Source organism: Streptomyces sp. MBT53, from assembly GCF_016654115.1.
Taxonomy (GTDB): Bacteria; Actinomycetota; Actinomycetes; order Streptomycetales; family Streptomycetaceae; genus Streptomyces.
This window is the reverse complement of record NZ_JAEQAZ010000059.1, coordinates 19804-41798: the sequence shown is the minus strand read 5'-3', so window position 1 is coordinate 41798 and position 21995 is coordinate 19804. Positions and strand designations below refer to the sequence as shown.

At 69.6% G+C, this 21995-nt stretch carries 17 protein-coding genes; 9 read left to right on the top strand and 8 right to left on the bottom strand.

The window, feature by feature from the left end:
* From JHN45_RS22590 to JHN45_RS22570, 5 genes are all read left to right on the top strand, one after another.
* The coding region (locus tag JHN45_RS22590) for an RICIN domain-containing protein (RefSeq protein WP_201050345.1) at positions 1-925 on the top strand (925 nt) is incomplete at its 5' end.
* A gap of 74 nt (positions 926-999) precedes the next feature.
* Positions 1000-2310, top strand: coding sequence for a hypothetical protein (locus JHN45_RS22585; RefSeq protein WP_201050343.1), 1311 nt, complete (start codon positions 1000-1002; stop codon positions 2308-2310).
* Between the two features lie 146 nt (positions 2311-2456).
* On the top strand, positions 2457-2819 hold the full coding sequence (locus JHN45_RS22580) for a helix-turn-helix transcriptional regulator (RefSeq protein WP_201050341.1): 363 nt from the start codon (positions 2457-2459) through the stop codon (positions 2817-2819).
* 102 nt (positions 2820-2921) lie between these two features.
* Positions 2922-3113: a hypothetical protein gene (locus tag JHN45_RS22575; RefSeq protein WP_200710913.1), complete on the top strand. Its 192-nt coding sequence runs from the start codon at positions 2922-2924 to the stop codon at positions 3111-3113.
* A gap of 95 nt (positions 3114-3208) precedes the next feature.
* Positions 3209-3784, top strand: coding sequence for an SMI1/KNR4 family protein (locus tag JHN45_RS22570; RefSeq protein ID WP_201050339.1), 576 nt, complete (start codon positions 3209-3211; stop codon positions 3782-3784).
* A gap of 58 nt (positions 3785-3842) precedes the next feature.
* Here JHN45_RS22570 and JHN45_RS22565 read toward each other — a convergent pair whose 3' ends face one another.
* The 3 genes from JHN45_RS22565 to JHN45_RS22555 form a co-directional block, all read right to left on the bottom strand.
* Positions 3843-5372 (bottom strand): UDP-N-acetylglucosamine 1-carboxyvinyltransferase, encoded by a 1530-nt coding sequence (locus JHN45_RS22565; RefSeq protein WP_200710907.1) that lies wholly within the window; start codon positions 5370-5372, stop codon positions 3843-3845.
* A gap of 64 nt (positions 5373-5436) precedes the next feature.
* Positions 5437-5634, bottom strand: coding sequence for a DUF4236 domain-containing protein (locus JHN45_RS22560; protein WP_078532723.1), 198 nt, complete (start codon positions 5632-5634; stop codon positions 5437-5439).
* A gap of 53 nt (positions 5635-5687) precedes the next feature.
* The gene (locus tag JHN45_RS22555) at positions 5688-6029 is read right to left on the bottom strand and encodes a hypothetical protein (RefSeq protein WP_201050337.1); all 342 of its coding nucleotides are present in this window, start codon (positions 6027-6029) and stop codon (positions 5688-5690) included.
* A 313-nt stretch (positions 6030-6342) separates the two neighbouring features.
* On the opposite strand from JHN45_RS22555, the gene acnA reads away from it, so the two are divergent.
* Complete coding sequence (gene acnA, locus JHN45_RS22550; RefSeq protein ID WP_307783163.1) at positions 6343-9057, top strand: aconitate hydratase AcnA; 2715 nt, start codon at positions 6343-6345, stop codon at positions 9055-9057.
* Between the two features lie 68 nt (positions 9058-9125).
* Here the strand turns inward: acnA and JHN45_RS22545 are convergent, their stop codons facing one another.
* Complete coding sequence (locus tag JHN45_RS22545; RefSeq protein WP_200710904.1) at positions 9126-10127, bottom strand: LuxR C-terminal-related transcriptional regulator; 1002 nt, start codon at positions 10125-10127, stop codon at positions 9126-9128.
* A 90-nt stretch (positions 10128-10217) separates the two neighbouring features.
* Complete coding sequence (locus tag JHN45_RS22540; RefSeq protein ID WP_201050334.1) at positions 10218-13892, bottom strand: S8 family serine peptidase; 3675 nt, start codon at positions 13890-13892, stop codon at positions 10218-10220.
* A gap of 279 nt (positions 13893-14171) precedes the next feature.
* On the opposite strand from JHN45_RS22540, the gene JHN45_RS22535 reads away from it, so the two are divergent.
* Positions 14172-14897 carry a response regulator transcription factor gene (locus JHN45_RS22535; RefSeq protein ID WP_201050333.1) on the top strand — a complete coding sequence of 242 codons (726 nt, stop codon included), beginning with the start codon at positions 14172-14174 and terminating at the stop codon, positions 14895-14897.
* Positions 14894-16426, top strand: coding sequence for a cell wall metabolism sensor histidine kinase WalK (locus JHN45_RS22530; RefSeq protein ID WP_200710901.1), 1533 nt, complete (start codon positions 14894-14896; stop codon positions 16424-16426). The genes JHN45_RS22535 and JHN45_RS22530 overlap by 4 nt, the downstream gene beginning before the upstream one ends.
* Before the next feature lie 36 nt (positions 16427-16462).
* On the opposite strand, the gene JHN45_RS22525 is transcribed toward JHN45_RS22530, so the two are convergent.
* From JHN45_RS22525 to JHN45_RS22515, 3 genes are all read right to left on the bottom strand, one after another.
* Positions 16463-18742, bottom strand: a complete 2280-nt coding sequence (locus JHN45_RS22525) for an NEW3 domain-containing protein (RefSeq protein ID WP_236583959.1) — start codon at positions 18740-18742, stop codon at positions 16463-16465.
* Positions 18743-18864: 122 nt separating this feature from the next.
* Positions 18865-19311, bottom strand: coding sequence for a MerR family transcriptional regulator (locus JHN45_RS22520; RefSeq protein ID WP_201050329.1), 447 nt, complete (start codon positions 19309-19311; stop codon positions 18865-18867).
* A gap of 13 nt (positions 19312-19324) precedes the next feature.
* A complete protein-coding gene (locus tag JHN45_RS22515) occupies positions 19325-20326 on the bottom strand; it encodes an NADP-dependent oxidoreductase (RefSeq protein WP_201050327.1) in 1002 nt (333 codons plus the stop codon).
* A gap of 252 nt (positions 20327-20578) precedes the next feature.
* On the opposite strand from JHN45_RS22515, the gene JHN45_RS22510 reads away from it, so the two are divergent.
* Entirely contained in the window at positions 20579-21661 is a 1083-nt protein-coding gene (locus JHN45_RS22510) for a lytic polysaccharide monooxygenase (protein ID WP_201050325.1), read from the top strand.
* The last annotated feature ends 334 nt before the right edge of the window (positions 21662-21995 follow it).

The window sequence follows — 21995 nt, the reverse complement described above, 5'->3', positions numbered from 1 at the left end:
GGCCGCCACGGCCGCCGTGGCCACCGCGACCGGAGCCTCGTCGGAGTCCGGTGCCGGTGCCGGGGCCGGTTCCGGCGCCGACGAGGGCACCGTCGCGGCCCCCGCCTTCGGCCGCCCCTCCCGAGGTCTCCTCGCCGGTGCCGCGATAGCCGGCGCGCTGTTGATCGGCGTGCCGTTCCTGGTGTCCGGTCTGCGCGGCGGGTCGAGTTCGGACGGTAAGCCGTCGGAGCAAGTGGCCGACGCCGGAACCGTGTTGAACGGCGCGACGGCGAACATCGGTGCCGGGGCCTACGGTTCGGCCAGCCCGGACCCGGCCTCGCCGAAACCGACTCCCTCGAAAACGGTGGGCGGCGGCAAGAAGAACACGGTCAAGAACGGCGGGGGAGCCGCGGCCGCCGGTGCCGGTGCCGGTGCTGGTGCCGGTTCCGGTGCCGGGGTGATCGCGGGCAGTTCCGCCGAGGCCCCCAAGAAGGCGTCCTCCGGCGGGAGTTCGAAGAAGTCCACCACCAAGGTCACGGCCACCAAGACGGTGACCACCGCGCCCGGCACCACCATCTACAGTCACGCCTCCAACAAGTGCATCGAGATGGTCGCGCACAAGGGCACCGACGGCTCACCGCTGCAGATCTGGAGCTGCGGCACCAAGAACTGGCAGAAGTGGGACTTCCGTTCGGACGGCACGGTCCGTTCGATGGGCCTGTGCATGGACGTCGCCTGGGGCTCGTCGGCGAACGGCGCGGTGATCCAGCTCGCGGTGTGCAGCGGCAACCCGGCCCAGCAGTTCCGCCTCAACTCCAGCAACGACCTGGTCAATCCGCAGGCCAACAAGTGCGTGGACGTCAAGGACCAGAAGACCGGCAACGGCACCCGGCTCCAACTCTGGGACTGCAACGGCCAGGACAACCAGAAGTGGAGCACCCGCTGACGGAGGCGGTGCCGACCCGCCCTTCTCGTCCGCCGCGGACACGTACCCTGCTGCAGGACGAACAGGGGGAGACGATGACCGACGACCGCAGGACGACCGTACCCGTGTGGACGCTGGCGACCGCCGACGTGAAGGCCCCGGGGCTGCCCGCTGGCGAGTCGATGACAGCCGAGCGCCTGGCCGAACTGCGCGGAGTGCTGGCCGTCATGGCCGACGAGCCGATCGTCACGCTGGAGGCGCATCCGCTTCCCGAAAAGATCGACCGCGGCCGTGGCATCCCGCTCGACGCCGCGAGCCCCTTGGCGCAGCACCTGTCGCAGTTCATCACGCAGTCGACACGCACGTCCCTCACGGCGGCCAGGGCGACCGCCTCCGGCGAGTGTCTCTACCGCATTGTGGTTCCGGCGAAGGTCGCCGCCCAGTACGGGCAGGGCGTCGTTCGTTCGATGGCGCCGAAGGGGGGAGCCAGTGGCATCCTGGGTCCGCTCGTGGGGCCGTCGGGAAGGATTGTCGCCCACGCGACCTACGTGCCGGTCGGTGGAGCGGCCGCCGTGGGCACGGTGGGTGGGGCCGGTGCCACTGCGGGGGCCGTTGCCGCCGGCGGTACGGCGCTCACCGTCGCCGCCCCGCTCGTGCTCATGGCCGTCGCGGTGGGAGTGAGCGCGCACGCCGACCAGCAGCGCCGGCAGGCCATCGAACACATCACGGAACTCCTGGAGCAACTCCAGGAGGACAAGCTCGACGACGAGCGCAGCGCACTCGGCGGCTGTCGTGCCGCCATCGACAAGGCCACGGCCATCCTGCTCGATCAGGGCAGACTCGGTGTCTCGCTGGGACTCGACTCGGCGGTGCACGCCATCGACACGGCTCTGAGCAAGGTCGAGATCCGCCTGGGGCGTTGGCGGAGCGCGCTCGACGGGATTCCCGAGGACGAGGCCGTCGAACTCGCCACGCTGACCAAGGCGTTCCCCGGCGTCGACGACCAGGGCGGCGCATTCCGCGTCCACCTCGAACTCGCCGCCCTGGCCGTCGCGTTGAAGCGGCGGGTCGTCGTCCTCCAGGCCGTCGAGCACGCCCAGAGCGATCCCGGCAACCCGTTCGAGAACTTCACCCGGCAGCTCAGGCGCGATCAACAGTGGCTCGAAGAACTGGAGTTGGGCGTCGCCGGTGTCCTGCTACGCCTGTCGGCCCTGAAACTGGCCCGCCCGAGCGGTATGCGACCCGTCTTCACACCGAGCGAGGTCGATCGCCTCATGAGCGCGTCACACCGGATCCACCAACTGGGCGTCGGCGTCACGGTCGACGGCCGTCCGGCGGACGTGGCGATCGAGATCGCCCGCGACAAGGACGGCTCGGTGACCGTGTTCCCCGCACTGCCCGTGTAGACGAAGCAGCCGGTGGCGGACGAGTGAGGGTTGCTTGTTCGCGCGAGCCCAGGGACGGCAGCGTGTCGCCGCGCGACGCTTCGCCCCTACACTGGGTGGGCGCGTGAGTATCGGCTGTGACGTGGGCACGATGGAGAGAGCGGACTGTGGCGGAGAAGGTCGGTGGCTACGGGGATCCGTCCGCCGAGGTTCTGGTGGAGGCGGCCGCGGCGTTCGGGCTGCTCGCCTCGGCGGCCCGGCTGCACATCATGTGGGCCCTGTCCCAGGGGGAATGCGATGTCACGCACCTCGCCGACCGGGTGGGCGGCGCGCTGCCGGCGGTCAGTCAGCACCTGTCGAAGCTGAAGCTCGCCGGCCTCGTCCGCTCCCGCCGTGAGGGCCGCCACCAGGTGTACTACGTCGACGATCCCGACATCGTGACGGTCGTGCGGGTGATGGTCGGCCAGTTGACCGCCCGCTCGCATCAGACCCTCGCGCCGGTACGCCGACTGCACGGCGTCGGTCGCTGAGACCACCGTGGTCCCGGGACAGGCAGGCCCTGACGGCCAACGCCCGCAACGGCTCACTAGGCTCCCCCTGTGAACAACATACGGTGCACCCAATGCGGTGCGGTGGGACTGGAACCAGGCTTCGTCGAGGACTCCGGCCAAGGTGCCCGCGGGTTCGCGCGATGGATCGCGGGCCCTCTGCAGCGAGGTCCGCTCGGCAACGCCAAGAGGATGGGCCGGCCGCGCTGGCAGATCGACGCCTACCGTTGCCCCACCTGCGCCCACCTGGAACTGTTCGCCGCCCAGGCGGACTGAAGGGCCCCGTCGGCTCAGCCCCGACGGGCTTGTCGCCGTGACAACCTCCGTGAGGTGATGGATCCGTGTCCTGGGTCGAGGAATTGCGGCGCATCATGCCCTCCCCTCCGGGAGCCGGTGACTCCGTGGACTGGGATGCTGTCGAGGCCAGTTGGGGAACGCGCTTCCCCGGCGACTACAAGGAGTTCATGGCCGAGTACGGCGAAGGTGCCATCGACGACTACCTGTCACTGATGGCACCTGAGACCCACGTCGGTCCTGGCGGCGAGTCCTCCTACATGGGCATGCAGCAGGAATCGGCGAACGCCGAGGACGTGTGGCGAGCTTCCGGGCCGGGGGCGGCGGAGCCTCCGCGTCTCATCGTCTGGGGAGCGGATTCCAGCGCGGACCTTCTGTGCTGGCTGGCCACGGACGCCGATCCCGACAAGTGGCCCGTGGTGGTGTGGGGTCGGGGCGACGCACGATGGACCGAATACCCGTGCGGAATGGCGGAGTTCCTGTGCCGCCTGTTCCGTGCGGAATTCGACGAGTGCCCGCTGGGCGCTGTCTCGCTCTGGGGAGTCGATTCCGCCCGCTTCCTGCACAGGCAGGAGGAACAGCGGCTCCGGAAGGCCGGAATCTCTCCGTGGACCGGTGAACCGGACCCGTACGCCGGAATGTTCGGAGACTGAGCCGTCGAGGATGCCGCCGCACCCGTAAAAGGCACGGCGGCATCCCCGCGACAACGGCTCAGATGTCGCGGAAGATCTCGATCTGCGCCCCGATGGAGTTGAGCCGCTCCGCCAGATCCTCGTAACCCCGGTTGATGACATACACGTTCCGCAGCACGGACGTGCCCTCCGCCGCCATCATCGCCAGCAGGACGACCACGGCGGGCCGGAGCGCGGGCGGGCACATCATCTCGGCGGCGCGCCAGCGGGTCGGGCCCTCGACCAACACGCGGTGCGGGTCGAGGAGTTGGAGCCTGCCGCCGAGGCGGTTGAGGTCGGTGAGGTAGATCGCGCGGTTGTCGTAGACCCAGTCGTGGATGAGGGTCTGGCCCTGCGCGACCGCCGCGATCGCCGCGAAGAACGGGACGTTGTCGATGTTCAGGCCGGGGAACGGCATCGGGTGGATCTTGTCGATCGGCGCCTCCAGCTTGGAGGGCCGGACCGTGAGGTCCACCAGGCGCGTACGGCCGTTGTCCGCGACGTACTCGGGCGTGCGGTCGTGGTCGAGGCCCATCTCCTCCAGGACCGCGAGCTCGATCTCCAGGAACTCGATGGGGACGCGTCGTACCGTCAGTTCCGACTCCGTGACCACGGCGGCGGCCAGCAGGCTCATCGCCTCGACCGGGTCCTCGGAGGGGGAGTAGTCGACGTCGACGTCGATGGTCGGCACGCCGTGCACGGTGAGCGTGGTGGTGCCGATGCCCTCGACCCGTACGCCCAGCGCCTCCAGGAAGAAGCAGAGATCCTGGACCATGTAGTTGGAGGAGGCGTTGCGGATGACCGTGGTGCCGTCGTGGCGGGCGGCGGCGAGCAGCGCGTTCTCGGTCACGGTGTCGCCGCGCTCGGTCAGCACGATCGGCCGGTCGAGGGTGACGGACCGGTCGACCTGGGCGTGGTAGAGGCCCTCGGTCGCCGCGATGTCGAGGCCGAAGCGGCGCAGCGCGATCATGTGCGGCTCGATGGTGCGCGTGCCGAGGTCGCAGCCGCCCGCGTACGGCAGCTTGAAGCTGTCCATGCGGTGCAGCAGCGGGCCGAGGAACATGATGATCGAACGGGTGCGGCGGGCCGCCTCCGCGTCGATCGAGTCCATCTCCAGCTCGGCCGGCGGCACGATCTCCAGGTCGACACCGTCGTTGATCCAGCGGGTGCGGACGCCGATCGAGCCGAGTACCTCCAGAAGGCGGTACACCTCCTCGATCCGCGCGACCCGGCGCAGCACTGTGCGCCCCTTGTTGAGGAGCGAGGCGCACAGCAGCGCCACGCACGCGTTCTTGCTGGTCTTCACGTCGATGGCACCGGAGAGCCGACGACCGCCGACGACCCGCAGATGCATCGGGCCGGCATAGCCCAGTGAGACGATTTCGCTGTCCAGCGCTTCACCGATTCGAGCGATCATCTCAAGGCTGATGTTCTGGTTTCCACGCTCGATGCGGTTGACGGCGCTCTGACTGGTGCCGAGTGCCTCGGCAAGCTGCGTCTGTGTCCAGCCCCGGTGCTGGCGGGCGTCACGGATGAGCTTGCCGATACGTACGAGGTAGTCGTCTGCCATGGGGCCGAGGTTATCTCAGATATGAGATGGCGCCTCTCGAGGGGGCCGTTCGGGTGACGCCCGGTCAGTCGTCCTTCTTCGTCCGTGTCTTGCGCCACCCGAAGGGTCCGGGCAAATCCATCGATGTCGTACGACGTCCGGACGTACTACGCGTGTACCGAGGACCGCGCTTGCCCCCTGTCGTGAACGACATGGACCCCTTGTTGATGTTCAGCCGGAGCCAGGGAAGGATCCGGAAACTCTTGCGGAACGTGAGCGGCATGACCGCCCCCTTTCGTCCCGCACCGGGTACCCCGAACTCCCGGGACTATGGCGTCAGTTCAGCGGAGCGGGCGCCGGGGTGCCGTAGAAGGTGAGTGGCGGCCAGCCCTTGGAGGCGGCGAAGTCGTTGAGCAGGTCGGCGATCTCCGTGGCGGTGATGTCGTTGGCCGCCGGTACCTCGATCGTGGCGACGCTGAACTTGATTGTGAGCCCCGGGAGCTGGCCGGGGATGTCCAGCTCGGACGTTGCCGTGAAGAGTGTTCCCGCGGGGAAGTCGGCCGCCGTGGTGTCCGCGGCGGCCTCGGCCGCCTGTGCTGCCGCCGCGCCGCCGACCATCGCGCCGACGGCGGTCGTTCCGGAGTGTGCGAGCAGAGACCGTCTCGAAATCCTGGACAAAGTACCCCCTCGTTCGGGGCCGTACGGGTGTCTCCCGAGGCCTCGGCCAGATCGTATGCATGTTCGATCGACGCGGGGAGGCGAACGGGATCGTCCGGTTGTGAGGGGGTGAGGGCGGCCGGGCATGACCAATCCGCCCCCGTGTACTAGAGTTATCTCGACATCGAGATATCTGCCGAGGTGCACCGCAGCCGCACACTCCGCCGATCCTAGTAGTAAGGCTTACCTAACTTAGCCTGACCTTAGCGGATCGGCCAAGACGTTGTGGCGGCAGGATGCGGTGGGAACGCGCACATCAATGAAGGAGACTGTCGTGTCGGCGAACAGCTTCGACGCCCGCAGCACGCTGCAGGTGGGCGACGAGTCGTACGAGATCTTCCGCCTGGACAAGGTGGAGGGCTCGGCCCGGCTCCCCTACAGCCTTAAGGTCCTGCTGGAGAATCTGCTCCGCACCGAGGACGGCGCGAACATCACCGCCGACCACATCCGCGCCCTCGGCACCTGGGACTCGCAGGCCCAGCCGTCGCAGGAGATCCAGTTCACGCCGGCCCGTGTGATCATGCAGGACTTCACCGGCGTGCCCTGCGTGGTGGACCTCGCGACCATGCGTGAGGCCGTGAAGGAGCTGGGCGGCGACCCGGCGAAGATCAACCCCTTGGCGCCGGCCGAGCTGGTCATCGACCACTCCGTCATCGCGGACAAGTTCGGCACGCACGAGGCGTTCGCGCAGAACGTCGAGCTGGAGTACGGCCGCAACCGCGAGCGCTACCAGTTCCTGCGCTGGGGCCAGACCGCGTTCGACGAGTTCAAGGTCGTCCCGCCGGGCACCGGCATCGTCCACCAGGTCAACATCGAGCACCTCGCCCGCACGGTCATGGTGCGCAACGGCCAGGCCTACCCCGACACCCTCGTCGGCACCGACTCGCACACCACGATGGTCAACGGCCTCGGTGTGCTGGGCTGGGGCGTCGGCGGCATCGAGGCCGAGGCCGCGATGCTCGGCCAGCCGGTCTCGATGCTCATCCCGCGCGTCGTCGGCTTCAAGCTCACGGGCGAGCTGACTCCGGGCACCACCGCCACGGACCTCGTGCTGACCATCACCGAGATGCTCCGCAAGCACGGCGTGGTCGGCAAGTTCGTCGAGTTCTACGGCGAGGGCGTCGCCGCCACCTCCCTCGCGAACCGCGCCACCATCGGCAACATGTCGCCGGAGTTCGGTTCCACCGCCGCGATCTTCCCGATCGACGACGAGACCCTGAAGTACCTGCGCCTGACCGGCCGTGACGAGCAGCAGGTCGCGCTCGTCGAGGCCTACGCCAAGGAGCAGGGCCTCTGGCTCGACCCGGCCGCCGAGCCCGACTTCTCCGAGAAGCTGGAGCTCGACCTCGCCACGGTCGTCCCCTCGATCGCCGGACCGAAGCGCCCGCAGGACCGCATCGTCCTCGCGAACGCCTCCGAGCAGTTCAAGAGCGACGTCCGCAACTACGTCTCCGACGACGACGAGGCGGGCAAGGAGTCCTTCCCGGCCTCCGACTCCCCGGCCGCCACCAACGGCGTCCCGTCGAACCCGGTCACCGTGACCGCCCCCGACGGCTCGACCTACGAGCTGGACCACGGCGCGGTGACGGTCGCGGCCATCACCTCCTGCACCAACACCTCGAACCCGTACGTCATGGTCGCCGCCGCGCTCGTCGCGAAGAAGGCCGTGGAGAAGGGGCTGACGCGGAAGCCCTGGGTCAAGACCACCCTCGCGCCCGGCTCCAAGGTCGTCACCGACTACTTCGACAAGGCGGGGCTCACCCCCTACCTCGACAAGGTCGGCTTCAACCTCGTCGGCTACGGCTGCACCACCTGCATCGGCAACTCCGGCCCGCTGCCGGAGGAGGTCTCCAAGGCCGTCAACGACCATGACCTGGCCGTGACTTCGGTGCTCTCCGGCAACCGCAACTTCGAGGGCCGGATCAACCCGGACGTCAAGATGAACTACCTGGCGTCCCCGCCGCTGGTCGTCGCGTACGCCCTCGCGGGCTCCATGAAGGTGGACATCACCAAGGACGCGCTCGGCGTCGACCAGGACGGCAAGCCGGTCTACCTGGAAGACATCTGGCCGACCGAGGCCGAGGTCAACGACGTCGTCGCCAACTCCATCGGCGAGGACATGTTCAACAAGTCCTACGCCGACGTCTTCGCGGGCGACGCCCAGTGGCAGGCGCTGCCCATCCCGGAGGGCAACACCTTCGAGTGGGACGCGCAGTCGACCTACGTGCGCAAGCCCCCGTACTTCGAGGGCATGACGATGGAGACCACCCCGGTCTCGGACATCGCCGGCGCCCGCGTCCTCGCCAAGCTCGGCGACTCGGTCACCACCGACCACATCTCGCCCGCCGGTGCCATCAAGGCCGACACCCCGGCCGGCAAGTACCTCACCGAGCACGGCATCGAGCGGCGTGACTTCAACTCCTACGGCTCGCGCCGTGGCAACCACGAGGTCATGATCCGCGGCACCTTCGCCAACATCCGCCTGCGCAACCAGGTCGCGCCGGGCACCGAGGGTGGCTTCACGCGTGACTTCACGCAGGCCGACGCCCCCGTCGCGTTCATCTACGACGCCTCGCGCAACTACATCGAGCAGGGCATCCCGCTGGTCATCCTGGCCGGCAAGGAGTACGGCTCCGGCTCGTCCCGCGACTGGGCCGCCAAGGGCACCGCGCTCCTCGGCGTCAAGGCCGTCATCGCCGAGTCCTACGAGCGCATCCACCGCTCGAACCTCATCGGCATGGGCGTCGTCCCGCTGCAGTACCCGGCGGGCCAGACCGCCGAGTCCCTCGGTCTGACCGGCGAGGAGTCCTTCTCCGTGGCCGGCATCACCGAGCTGAACGACGGCACCACCCCCGCCACGGTCAAGGTCACCACCGACACCGGTGTGGAGTTCGACGCGGTCGTCCGCATCGACACCCCGGGTGAGGCCGACTACTACCGCAACGGCGGCATCCTGCAGTACGTGCTGCGCAACCTGATCCGCAACTAGCGGCTCCGGTACGGCAGTTGAGGGCCGCATCCCCGTCGACGGGGGTGCGGCCCTTCGCCGTTGTGCCCCTACAGCCAGCCGCGTTGCGCCGCCCGCATCCCGAGCTGGAAGCGGCTGGCCGCCCCGAGCCGTTCCTGGAGGTCGCTCACCCGCCGCCGCAGTGTGCGCAGGCTCACCCCCAGATGACGGGCGACCGCCTCGTCCTTCAGCCCGGCCGCCAGCAGCCGCGTCAACGCCTGTTCGTCCTCGGAGAGTTCACCGTTCCCGGCGGGCCGGCCGAGCGGGGTCGCCTGCTGCCAGGCCAGCTCGAACAGCTTCTGCAGTGCCTCGGTCACCGCCGAATGCCATACGACGACGGCGCAGTAACCGCCCGCCTCGGACGAGGTCAGCGGGAGCAGCGCCCGACGCCCGTCGACCACCAGCAGTTTGAGCGGCACGGACGGCAACACCCGTGCCTGTTCCCCGAGTTCGACCATGTTCCAGGCGCGGGACAGGGTGTTCGGATCCTCCAGGGCGGTCGCCGCGTAGATGCCGCGCGAGACGATCCCGCGCTTGAGCAGGTCGGCCTGGAGGTCCACCTGCGGTGCGGGCGGGGCGAGATAGGGCGGGGTGTCGAAGAGACACACCTCGTGCTCAGCGCGGGCGTACATCTCCTCCAGGCGGGCCGCGATGGCGCCCTCGCCGGAGGCGACCTCGATCAGCCGGGACGGCTCCTCGCGCAGCAGCCCCGCCTCGTACGCGGTGGCCATCTCCTCGGCGGTGGAGGCGAGCAGTTCGGACTCCGTCTCGCGCCGCCGGATCAGCGCACGGATCGCCACCCGCGGGTCGACCGCCCGTAACCCGCCCATGGAGTCCGGCGGTTGGAGCAGTCCCAGCGCGAGCAGCCGGTTGCAGGCCTCGCGCAACTCGGCCGGTGTCGTACCGGTCAGCAGCGCCCAGCCGCCCGCGCCCGCGTCGGGCTGCTGGAGAATCGCCCGGTACACCAGCTCTTCGAAGGCGGAGACCCCCACCGCTGCCCAAGGGCTCGCGGCAGGGGTCTGCCGTACAGGATCCTGTGCCGTGTTCACCATGGCTCGCCACGGTAGAGCGTGTTTGTTAAGAATCCTTACCGTGGGTCGGCCCGACCGCTCGGTTCGGGCTCACTTCGGGCTGATCCGGGCTCACTTCAGGCCGAACGCCCGCAGTACGGTCTGGTCGATCACGTCGCCGTCGTGGTCGGTGGCCCGCACGCGCAGCGACACCGACGCGGCACCCTTCACGGGCCTGAACCGTGCCTCGCCCTTCTCGACGCGCACCGTCTTCCAGGACGCGCCGTCGTCGTAGGAGACCCAGGCCTTCAGACTGTTCGCCCGGACGCTGCCCGACTGGTTCGCGACCGGCAGTGAGACCGTCAACTCCCCCTTTCGGTCGGCCCTGTTGAGGAGGTCGAGGCCCTTCGGGGCGATGCCGACGGTGAGCAGCGGGAGTGCCGTCGCGCTGCCGGTGTGCGCCGAGGCGAAGGTCCACTCGGTGTGCGTGCTCGTGGAGTACTTCGCCCAGGCCGCCTTGCGCTGCACGTCCAGATCGAAGCGGTACGAGGACGTGGCCGCGGGGACGTCGAAGACGCCGTACCCGCCCAGCGTCGAGTCGCCGACGAACTGCCCGTCCGCGTAGAGCTTGCCCTGCGCGGTGGCGTCGACGCCGTCGACGTATCCGTAGTGGCCCGCTGTGGAGTCGCTCAACTCCGGTATGGAGAGGGTGAGTTTGTCGCCGGTGCGGGTCGAGAGGCCGTACTCTTCGCTGCTGCCCGGCCGGACGACCTGGCGCAGCCAGTCCTCGGTGGGCTCGGTGGCCCCTTTGGTGAAGGTCCGCAGCGGGCTCCACTCGCCCTTGGAGGCCTTCCAGTCGGGATAGACGACATGCCAGGTGCGGGTGTCCGGGTCGACGTAGTAGTACTCGTCGCGTTCCGTGCCCAACTGCATGTCCACGCTGGTCTCGACGCCGAAGCGCTGCCAGGGGCGGAAGGTGTACAGGGTGTCCGCGCCCATCTCGCCGGCCGTGGCACCGTAGTAACGGGCCTTCCGCTTCACGGTGTTGGACTTGTCCAGGCGGTAGGTCTGGTTCGCGGTGATGGTGCCGCTCTGCGCGGCGAGCAGGTTGTAGACGAACGGACTGACCGCTGTGCCGTCGAGCTTCAGGGTGACCTTCTTGCCGGTCTTCAGCAGGGCGGCCAGCTCGGCGCCCTCCTCGCCGGTGGCGATCATCAGCGGGACGGTGGTCGCCCGGTCCACGGCCTCGATCCAGAAACCGGGCGTCTTGCGGTAGACGATGAGGTAACCCGCCCCGGCCTTGGTCGCGTTGTCGAGTGCGCTCTGTGCCCGCTCGGTGGCGCCGACGCCGACCACCGCCACCTTGCCCTTGACGTCGAGCCCCGCGAAGTCGGCCGCGGTACCGCCGCCGGCGTCCACCGCCTGCACCGTGTGGTCACCGCTGATCTTCAACGGGAAGTCGTCGTACGTCTGGGAGTAGTAGAGCGAGGACAGCGCGGTCTTCTGCGGGCTGGTGACGCTCGCCGTCAACTCCTTCGCGTACAGCCGGAACTTGGCGTAGAAGTTCAGGGTGCCCACGGTGACCGGCTTGGTCGGTGCCACATAGACGTGGTCGGTCCAGAAGCCCTGGCTGTAGGTGAGTCCCCAGGCGCTGCCCGGACCCTCTCGGTGCCAACTGGTGCTGAAGCCCTGGAACTCGGACTTCTCCTTCGTCTGCGGTTTGATCTCCACGGCCTTGCGGGCGTCGAGGACCACCGCGGTGTCGCCGTCGACCTTGATCTCGGGGTTGCCGACGATCGAGGTGCCCACCGCCAGACCGCCCGCGTCCCGGTCCGGGATCCAGGTCGCGATGGAGTACGTGCCGGCCGGCACCTGCCAGGTCCAGCCGGTGCCGAGGAAGCCGTAGTCGTCGGGGTAGGCGCCGTTCAGCTCCTGGAGCGTGAAGAGCGAGGCCCCGGTGGACGGGTTGCCCTCGCGGTCCACGAGCGAGACCTTGAGGGCGTACGTCTTCGGCGCCTTCTCGAAGCCGACGGCCGTGGTGACCTGGATGCCGCCGTCCGCGGTCGCCGTGACATGGCCCGTGTACCGGCCCTGGGTCTCCTGCGCCGGGTCGACGCCGACGGAGACGGTGGCGGTGCCCCGCGCGGGCACGGTCAGGGTGTCCGCGCTCAGAGTCAGGTCGGTGAGCGACGACGAGAGCTTCAACTCCACCGGACTGTCAGTGGTGTTGGTGTAGGTGATGTCCTTGCCGACGACACCGTTGTCACCGTCCTCGAACCTGCCGAAGCTCAGCGCCGAGGTCGCGAAGACGTCCTGCTCGACCGCCCGTACGGCGTCGACCCGGCCGTCGCCCTGCTCGAACACGGAGTTGACGGCGTTCGTCTTCGCGGTGCTGGCCAGCGCCTCCTTGATCTGCTCGCCGGTCCAGTCCGGATGGGCCTGCACCACCAGTGCCGCCGCGCCCGCGACATGCGGGGTGGCCATCGAAGTGCCGCTCGCCGTCGTGTAGTAGTCGTCGACCGGTGTACCACCGGGCATGGTGGTGCCGGCGGCGCGGGCCGCCGTGATGCTCACGCCCGGAGCGGTGATCTCCGGCTTGACCGCGTAGTCGCCGAGGCGCGGACCCCGGCTGGAGAACGAGGCCAGCTGGTCCGACTTGTCGACCGCGCCCACCGTCAGCGCCGAGTCGGCGATGCCCGGGGTGCCCACGGTCTGCTCGCCCGGCCCCGCGTTGCCCGCCGCGATCACGAACAACGTGCCGGTGGACGCCGACAGTTCGTCGACGGTCTCACTGAGCACGTCCGAGGGACCGGAGGCCGTACCGCCCAACGACATGGAGACGATCTTCGCGCCGGAGTGCGCCGCCCACTCCATGCCCGCGATGATCCAGGAGGCCTGACCGCTGCCCGTGTTGTCCAGCACCTTGCCGACCAGCAGCCGCGCGCCCGGCGCCACGCCCTTGTACCGGCCGCCCGAGGCCGCGCCCGAGCCGACGATCGTGGACGCCACATGGGTGCCGTGGCCGAAACCGTCCTGGACCGTCTCGTCCGGTACGAAACTCTCCGACCCGGCGATCTTCCCGGCCAAGTCCGGGTGGCCGAGGTCCACGCCCGTGTCCAGGACCGCGACCTCGACGCCCGTGCCGTCGTAACCCGCCTTCCACACCTCGGGCGCGCCGATCTGCGGCACGCTCACGTCGAGGGACGCCTTCACCCTGGCGTCCAGCCAGAGCTTGTCGATGCCGTCACCGAGCTGCCTCGCGGCCTTCGCGGTGGGCGCCGTGCCGAGCGCCGGGGCGATGTCAGACCAGAAGGCCGTGGACTTCTTCGCGCTGAGCGCGGCGCCGTCGATCCCGGGCAGCGCCAGCGTCCGGCGCGTGCCCTCGGGGGTCTCGGTGCCCTTGCTGTACGTCGCGATGACCGGGGTGGAGCCGGTCTTCGCGTCGGTGTACCCCTGCTTGACGAGCTGGGTGACGTTGAACAGGGCCGGGTCGAGGCGGCCCGCCTTGATGAGCGGGACGGCGTCCGCCGGCAGGACGCTGATCTCGCCGTTCTTCTCGCTGGACAGGAAGGTGGCGGCCTCGCGGCCCTCGCCGCGCCGGACGTCGACGGCGTTCTTGCCGTCCGGTCCGACGGTGAGGGTCACGGTGTCGCCGGTGATGAGGGTGACGGTCTGCGGTGGGGCGGTGCTCGGGCCCGTGAGGTGGGTGGAGACCGTGGAACCGGAAGTGGCTGTCGCGGGCGTGATGGCCCCCGCGAGCAGTCCGGCCGCTCCGGCCACGGCCCACAGGGCGTGGAGTCTTCGCATGGGTGGACGTCCTCCCCTGAACGCGGAAACGCTTCCGCCCGGTGAGCGGAAGCCAGCCATCAGAGTGAGTGCCGGGGCGCCGGCGGCTCAAGGGAATCACGTGGCCGGAGAGTGCCAACGCCCCCTTCGGTCAAGGAAGTTGGACAAGACACCGGGCGGCGGACCAGGGCCGTCGTCCCTCGCCCGCCGCTGCCGTAGCCCCGGAAACCCGCCCGCTCGCACGGCTGCGCCTCAGGTGGAACACAGGATTCCCTCAGCGGACCGGGACAGAATCCGGACATGACTGGCACCACGGGGTCCCGCAGCAGCCGCGTACGCGTGCTCATCGTCGACGACGAGCCCGCGCTCACCGAGCTGCTCTCCGTCGCGGTCACCGAGGCCGGCTGGCGGCCCTACCCCGCGCCGGACGGGCACAGCGCGCTGCGGCTCGCCCGCGGCTGCGCCCCGCACGCCGTCGTCCTCGACGGCATGCTGCCCGACCTCGACGGCGTCCAGGTGCTGCGCCGACTGCGCTACGAGAACCCGAGGCTGCCCGTCCTCATGCTCACCGCGCGCGACGCCATCGAGCACCGCCTCGACGGCCTGGAGGCGGGCGCCGACGACTACGTCACCAAGCCCTTCTCCCTGGAGGAGGTCGCCCTGCGGCTGCGCGGACTGCTGCGCCGGGCGGGCAGCGAACGGCTCCCGACCGACGACTCCGTACGGGTCCTCGGCGATCTCGTGCTCTCCGGCGAGACCCGCGAACTGCGCCGCGCCGGTGAGCCGATCCAGCTCACCGCCAAGGAGTTCGACCTGCTCACCCTGCTCCTCGACCATCCCCGCCAGGTGCTGAGCAAGGCGCAGATCCTCGACCACGTGTGGAGCAGCTCCTTCGACGGCGGCGGCAACCTCGTCGAGGTCTACATCTCCAGCCTCCGCCGGAAGATAGACCGGGGCCGCGCGCCGATGATCCACACCGTGCGGGGAATGGGATACGCCATACGGCCCGTGGAGGACGGCAGATGAACCTCCTGACCCGCAACCGAGGCCGCCTGCACGGCCGTTCACTCCGCACCCGGCTGCTGCTCTTCGTCAGCGCCACCCTTGTGGTGGTCTGCGCCGCGATGTCCCTCACCACCGTCCTCGTCCAACGCGCCTATCTGCTGGGCGACTTGGACGACCGGGTCGGCAACGCGGCCCAGCGCAGCCTGGGCGGGGCCGAGCACCACCCGGACTCCGACGGGGACCTCGGGTTCCTCATGGAGAACGGCCACGCCGTCGGGACGCTCGCCGCCCGGTTCGACGCCACCGGCAAGATCATCGCCGCGGCCGTCGTCAGACAGGACGCCCCGCCCCAGAACCTCACCGCCGCCCAGCGCACGGCCCTCGCGGGCATCACCGCCGACAGCGCGAAGCACACCCGGTCCGTGCCCGGCCTCGGCACCTACCGGCTCACGGCCCTCGACACCGATGGCGTCCGGGTCCTCACCGGCCTCCCTATGGACGACGTACAGGAGATGATCAGCGGTCTGGTGGCGGTCGAGGCGGGCGTCGCCCTCGTCGGCCTGACCGTGGCGGGCTGTCTGTGCGCTGTCGTCATACGACGGCAGCTACGACCGCTCGGCCGGGTCGCCGCCACCGCGGTCGAGGTCTCCCGCTCACCGCTCGGCCGGGGCGAGGTCACCACCCTCACCCGGGTGCCCGAACGGGACACCGACCCGGGCAGCGAGGCGGGACAGGTCGGCGCCGCGCTCAACCGCATGATCGACCACGTCGAGTCCTCGCTCGCCGAACGCCAGCGCAGCGAGGAGCAGATGCGCCGCAGCGAGGAACGCATGCGCCGCTTCCTCGCCGACGCCAGCCACGAACTCCGCACCCCGCTCGCCTCCATCGCGGGCTACGCCGAGCTGATGAACCGCGGCACCGACCGGATCGAATCCGGGCTCGCCTGGCGCCGGGTCACCGCCGAGTCGGCGCGGATGACGGGTCTGGTGGAGGATCTGCTGCTGCTCGCCCGGCTCGACGAGGGCCGCCCGCTGCAGTCCGCCGAGGTGGACCTCGCGGCCGTGCTCGCCGAGGCGGTGTGGGACGCGCGGGCGGCCGGCACCGGCCACGAGTGGCAGCTCCAACTGTCGCTCGACGCCCCCGCTCTGGTGATCGGCGACGAGGCCCGCCTGCACCAGGTGTTGGCCAACTTGTTGGCCAACGCGCGTATGCACACACCTGTTGGCACGACGGTCACGGCGAGCGTCGAGGCCACGGCCGACCGCACCGTCGTCATCCGGGTGCGCGACGACGGCCCCGGCATCCCCCCGACCCTGCTCCCCACGGTCTTCGAACGCTTCACCCGCGCCGACGCCTCCCGCGCCCGGTCCAGCGGCAAGGAGGGCGGCTCCGGCCTCGGCCTGGCCATCGCGACAGCCATCACGGGCGCACACGGCGGCCGTATCGACGTCACCAGCGTCCCGGGCCGCACCGAGTTCACCATCGAACTCCCGGCGGCCGAACTCCCGCCCGCCGAAACACAGATACGCGCCCGTACGGCGCCGGTCTAGCCGCCGTACGGGCGCGTATCGCCAATCTGCCCCTGACTAGGGAGTGGTCGTGAACGAGTCGAAGTCGGCCTCGCCCGTGGTGCCCGAGGCGTGCGAGGTCTGGGTCAGGCCGACGTCCTGGGTGGCGGCGGCGGTCGGGACGTCGATGGTGCCGACCAGGTTCCAGGTGACGTCGTCGGTGGAGTAGTAGCCGCTGTAGGTCGTGCCGTTACGGACCAGCTTCAGCCACGACGGGTAGACGGCGGTGCCGGTGGAGTCCTGCGAGTCCAGCTTGCCGTCGCCGTCGCTGTCCCAGTCGAGCAGATAGCCGTTGCCCGGGGTCGCGACGAGGGCCAAGTAGCCCGGGGACGTGTTGGGTTGGGTGATGTCGTTCCGGACCATGATCCCGGCCTTGGCCCAAACATCAGTGTCCGACTGGGAGTTGAGCTTCACAGTCGTCACCGAACCGTCGTGCTCGGCACCCGGCAGATAGACCGTGCCGTATTCGTTGGTGCCGTTGTAGAGGTCCGCACCCTGGGCCCGGATGCCGAGTTGGGTCCCGGACTGGCTGAAGCTCGCCGTGGTGGAGGCGAACGTCTTGTAGGGGGCGGTCACTTGGTGGTTGACGGTGATCGTGTCACCGGCGGCCAGCCGGGTCCGCCCCGCCGACTTGAAGCGATAAGTGGCGCTCCCCTTGAAGTCGCTGGAGTCGAAGAGCTTCGCCGAGGACGGGATGGCGACGGAGTAGGTGACCTTCAGCGCGTGCCCGCCGCGGATCGTCCTGGCCCGCGTCGCCGAGTGCGTGGTGATCTTCGTGCCGGCCGGCCCGGTGAGGGTCAGGGCGGCGTCGGTGACGGACCGCGACCCGTTGTCGGACAGTACGGCCGTCACCGTACGCGTGGTGCTGTCGCTCGACGCGGACGCCCAGTCGAGCCCGAACGAGACATCCGGAGCCGCGCCGCTCACCACGTGCCGGCTGCCGTGCACCCGGTACAGGACCACGCCGTGCGCGGGCACATTGGCGGCGATCCGGCCCGCCGACTCGGTCAGCCGCTTGCTCCACAGATCCCGCAGGGAGTAGTCGCCCGCCTTGGCCAGCCCCAGCGCGGACGCGGTCGTGGCGACCTCCCGGGGCGCCGACCCGGTGTTGAACAGACCGACCACGACATCCCCGTTGGCCTCGGTCTTCGCGAACACCTGTGAATTCGCCTCCGAGGAGATCCGCTTGGCGTCGATGCCGTCCTGGTCGACCGCGAGGACATCGGTGTTCTTCAGCAACGCGAGGTCGGCCGGGTCGAGATGCGTGAGATCGGTGCCGAGGAAGAGTGGCGAGGCGGCCAGCGACCACAGGCTCATCTGCGTGCGGCGCTCGTCGGGGGTGAGGCCGTTGTTCGCCCCGTTCCCGATCTCCAGGGAGTCGTAGTCGTTGTACCCGCCGGGTCCGCCGTACGGCGCCCAGGCCGCGACCTGGTCGAAGCGCGAGGCGACCGAGGCCCAGGTGGTCAGGGGGTAACTGCTGCCGTCCGGACCGCAGTAGCACTCGATGTCGCCACCGGTGCGCCAGCCGTTGGAGAGCTTCTTCCAGGTGGCCGCGTTGTTGATGTCGAGGTTGTTCGACAGCTCCAGGTGGATCGGCCGGCCGGTGTGGTGCAGGGCGTCCGACCAAGCCTGGACGTCCTGCTGGTCCCAGGTGCCGACGCCGTCGATCTTGAGGTAGTCGATGCCCCAGCCGGCGAACTGCCCGGCCCAGGAGTCGATAAACGACTGCGCGCCGGGCTTGGTGTAGTCGATGCCCACCATGCCGCCGCAGTTGTAGTTGCTCTCCGTCGTCGTGGTGGCGATGTCCCGTGCGTGGTACGGCGTTCCCTCGATCGCCGTGTTCTTGGCGACCGCCTGCTGGGAGATGCCGGGCGTGACGTACAGCCCGAACTTCAGCCCCAGGGAGTGGACGTAGTCGGCCACCACCTGGATGCCGTTCTCACCGCCCTTGGGCGGGAACTTGACGGGGTCGGTCACCCAGCGGCCGTACTGGTCGACGTCCGGCCCCTGGCTGCCCGGGCACTGGTACCAGAAGTCGTCGACGTTGGCGTACACGAACCCGTTTTTCGCCAGGCCGCTGGTCTTCAGCGCCTTGGCCTGTGCCTCGATGGTCTGCGCGGTCGGGTTGCGGCGGACGAAGCTCCAACTGCTCCAGCCCAGCGCGGGTTTGGCCCCGACAGCGTTGCCGACAGCGTTGTCATCGGCCCGCGCGGACTGCCCGCCCGTCGCGGTGACTCCCATGGTGAGCAGTAGCGCTCCGGTCAACGCGGCCAGCGCACCGCGGATCTGTCTTCTCATGAGCTGTTCCTCCATCGCAACGCCCACATGACTCAGAAAACGTCAAGAACCAACCCCGTGAACGCGACAAGTGAACATGACCGAACGCCAGTCACCACATAGCGCGCTTGGCCAAAACTGGGTCAAGTCCGTGGGGAGGCTGTGGTGAAAGGGGGAGAAGAGTCCGGTCCGTCCCGCCCGGCGTCCCCGTCGAGGTGAACGACGGCCGGTGGTTCGCCCGCGGCTGCGGCGAGGCTCTGTCGCAGACGTGTGAGGCGGGTGATCTCCGTGTCCAGGGCCGCGAGGCGATCGGCCACGACATCGCTGAACTCGCCCTGAGGGTTGCCACAGGACGGGGGCGGGGTCCGGGCGAGGAGGTCCAGGCGGTGGGCCCGGCGGCGGAGGTCTTCCAGGGTGAGACCCAGCGCGAGCAGGTCGCGGATCACGCGGACGCGGGCCAACTCTGCGGGGCCGTACTCCCGTTGGCCGGACGGGGTGCGTGGCGGGGGCCGGAGCAGGCCGCGCGCCTCGTACAGGCGCAGGGCGCGCGGAGTGGTGCCGGCCGCCGCCGCTGCCTCGCCGATGCGCATGCGGCTCCCCGTCCTACAGCTCCACGACGGCCGCGCCGAAGGAACGGCCCGCGATCAACAGGGGCAACGCCTCCGGAGCGCGCTCGATTCCGCGGAGCGGGGTGCGGGGGAAGTGGATGCGGCCCGCCCGTAGCCAGTCCCCGAAGCGGGCCTCCCACTCCGTCTCGACCTCAGGGTGGTCGGTGCCGTTGTAGCCGGTGATCGTGATGCCCCGGGTCAGCAGCCGGTAGGTGTCGAGCACGGCCGGTGCGCTCCCGCCCGCCCGGTCCGGGGACAGCTGACCGTCCAGCGCGCCCACCAGGGCGAACCGGGCGCCCCGGTTCGCTGCCCGGACGGCGGCCGTCAACTGTTCGCCGCCCACGGTGTCCAGGACGACGTCGATGCCGTCCGGTGCCGCCTCGGCGAGCTGTCCGTCGATCGGTCCCGCTCCGCGCAGCACGGTGGCGTCGTAGCCGAGTTCCCCGCGCAGTCTCCGTGCCTTGTCCGGTGAGCCGGTGCTGCCGATCACCCGGGCGGCGCCCAGCAGTCGGGCGATCTGGCCCGCCAGGCTGCCCACGGCACCGGCGGCGCCGGTCACGAACACGGTGTCGCCCGCGTGGACCTGGGTGAGCCGGGTCAGCGCGCCGTACGCCGCGGAGCCCTGGGCGAGATGGGCGACCGGGTCGGGCAGCGTGTCCTCCAACGGCCTGCACTCGGCGACGGCCGGTGTCGCGTACTCCCGCCAGCCCTGAAGGTGCAGCACCAACTGCCCCTTGGCCAGCGGTCCTTCGACCACCTCGCCGATCGCGGGGCCGAACAGGGTGTCGCCGGGGTGCAGCGGCGGCAGCGGGACATCGCGGGTCTCGCCTCCGATGAGGGTGCGCAGGCCGGGGAAGACCAGGAAGTGGGTGTTGCGGACGAGCACCTGGCCGGCCTCGGGGCGGGGGAGGGGGACCCGCGCGAGGGTGAAGTCGTCCGTGGTGGGCAGTCCGGCGGGGCGGCGGACCAGGCGTACGAGACGGTGAGTCGCGGTCATGGCCGGACGCTAAGCCCTGACCCGTGGGTCAGGGGCAAGCCCCGGTTCCCGAACGAGCCTTCCCCGAGCGCCACTTGAAACCCCGCCCGCCGTTTACAGCCTCCCCGGTCCGCGCTAACTTCACGGACAGTGGGGTGGGAGCGCTCCCATCCGTCCGACGGTCCGGAACCCGCCGGGTGCGGCCGGGTCGCCCCACCCCACGCCTTCACCTCCGCACGTTCCGCACGACCGTCGAGCGAAGGCAGATCTGTCATGGCTATGACAATCCTGAGAAACGACCCACGATTACCACGCCCCACCTCTCAACGAGCGCTCTTCCTCGTCCTGTTGGCCCTGCTCACCACCGTCCCCGCCCTGGCCCTGATCCTCGCCACCGGCGGCACCGCGCAGGCCCACGGCACCCCCATGAAACCCGGCAGCCGCACCTTCCTCTGCTGGCAGGACGCGCTGACCACCACCGGCGAGATCAAACCCATCAACCCGGCCTGCAAGGCGGCCCAACAGGTCAGCGGTACAACGCCGTTCTACAACTGGTTCTCCGTCCTGCGCTCCGACGGCGCCGGCCGCACCCGCGGCTTCGTGCCGGACGGTCAGTTGTGCAGCGGCGGCAACCCCAACTTCACCGGCTTCAACCTCCCGCGCGACGACTGGCCGCTCACGCATCTCACCTCGGGCGCGACGGTCGACTTCTCGTACAACGCCTGGGCGGCACACCCGGGTTGGTTCTACGTGTACATCACCAAGGACGGCTTCGACCCGACGAAGACACTCACCTGGGACGACATGGAGGCCACCCCGTTCCTCACGGTCGACCACCCGCCGCTCAACGGCACCCCGGGCACGGTCGAGGCCAACTACTCCTGGACCGGGCAGCTTCCGGCGAACAAGTCGGGGCGGCACATCATCTACATGGTGTGGCAGCGCTCGGACAGCACCGAGACCTTCTACTCGTGCTCGGACGTCGTATTCGACGGCGGCAACGGTGAAGTGACGGGTATTCACGACCCGGGCAACCCCACCGACCCGGTACCCGGGGTCTGTTCGGCCACCCGCCGTACGACGGGCAGTTGGCCCGGCGGCTACCAGTCCGAGGTGACCGTCACCAACTCCGGCGACGTCCCGATGCTCGGCTGGATGGTCAACTGGACGCTCCCCGGCGGGCAGTCGGTCGCCAGCCTCTGGAACGGCAACGCGACCTACACCGGTCAGGACGTGATGGTCCACAACGCCGACTGGAACGGCTCACTGAGTCCGGGACAGAGCACCACCTTCGGCTACGTCGTGAACGGCAACGGAGGTGACCCGGCAACTGCCCTTCCCTGCCAGGTCGGTTGAACCCAGGTCGGTTGAACCCTTGCTCGGGGCGGACCCGGTGGACGGGGGCCACCGGGTCCGCGAGCCGGGCGGGGAATGGGGGTTCAACCTGCCCGGGTGATACATGGCTTGGGGCGACACTGCGGTGCGACAACGTTGTCGGATGGTCTGCATATGACTCTACCGCCCCAACGGACAACGATGTCAACCCAGTTGGTCCGGGTGGACCGTCCGAGTGTCCGCTCCGTGCGCCGCCACCGGCCCACGCGCCCTTCCGTGGTACGGGTGGCGCACGTTACTGTCCCTGCGGCTTGTGCGACCTGTGGTGCGCGACCCGTCCGAAGGAGGAGGGGCC

Coding starts and splice junctions, on each gene's coding strand:
- JHN45_RS22525 (WP_236583959.1), bottom strand. CDS start 18,742: ATGAGAAGACAGATCCGCGGTGCGCTGGCCGCGTTGACCGGAGCGCTA.
- JHN45_RS22530 (WP_200710901.1), top strand. CDS start 14,894: ATGAACCTCCTGACCCGCAACCGAGGCCGCCTGCACGGCCGTTCACTC.
- JHN45_RS22520 (WP_201050329.1), bottom strand. CDS start 19,311: ATGCGCATCGGCGAGGCAGCGGCGGCGGCCGGCACCACTCCGCGCGCC.
- JHN45_RS22540 (WP_201050334.1), bottom strand. CDS start 13,892: ATGCGAAGACTCCACGCCCTGTGGGCCGTGGCCGGAGCGGCCGGACTG.
- JHN45_RS22545 (WP_200710904.1), bottom strand. CDS start 10,127: ATGGTGAACACGGCACAGGATCCTGTACGGCAGACCCCTGCCGCGAGC.
- JHN45_RS22585 (WP_201050343.1), top strand. CDS start 1,000: ATGACCGACGACCGCAGGACGACCGTACCCGTGTGGACGCTGGCGACC.
- JHN45_RS22560 (WP_078532723.1), bottom strand. CDS start 5,634: ATGCCGCTCACGTTCCGCAAGAGTTTCCGGATCCTTCCCTGGCTCCGG.
- JHN45_RS22570 (WP_201050339.1), top strand. CDS start 3,209: ATGCCCTCCCCTCCGGGAGCCGGTGACTCCGTGGACTGGGATGCTGTC.
- JHN45_RS22515 (WP_201050327.1), bottom strand. CDS start 20,326: ATGACCGCGACTCACCGTCTCGTACGCCTGGTCCGCCGCCCCGCCGGA.
- JHN45_RS22565 (WP_200710907.1), bottom strand. CDS start 5,372: ATGGCAGACGACTACCTCGTACGTATCGGCAAGCTCATCCGTGACGCC.
- JHN45_RS22510 (WP_201050325.1), top strand. CDS start 20,579: ATGGCTATGACAATCCTGAGAAACGACCCACGATTACCACGCCCCACC.
- JHN45_RS22535 (WP_201050333.1), top strand. CDS start 14,172: ATGACTGGCACCACGGGGTCCCGCAGCAGCCGCGTACGCGTGCTCATC.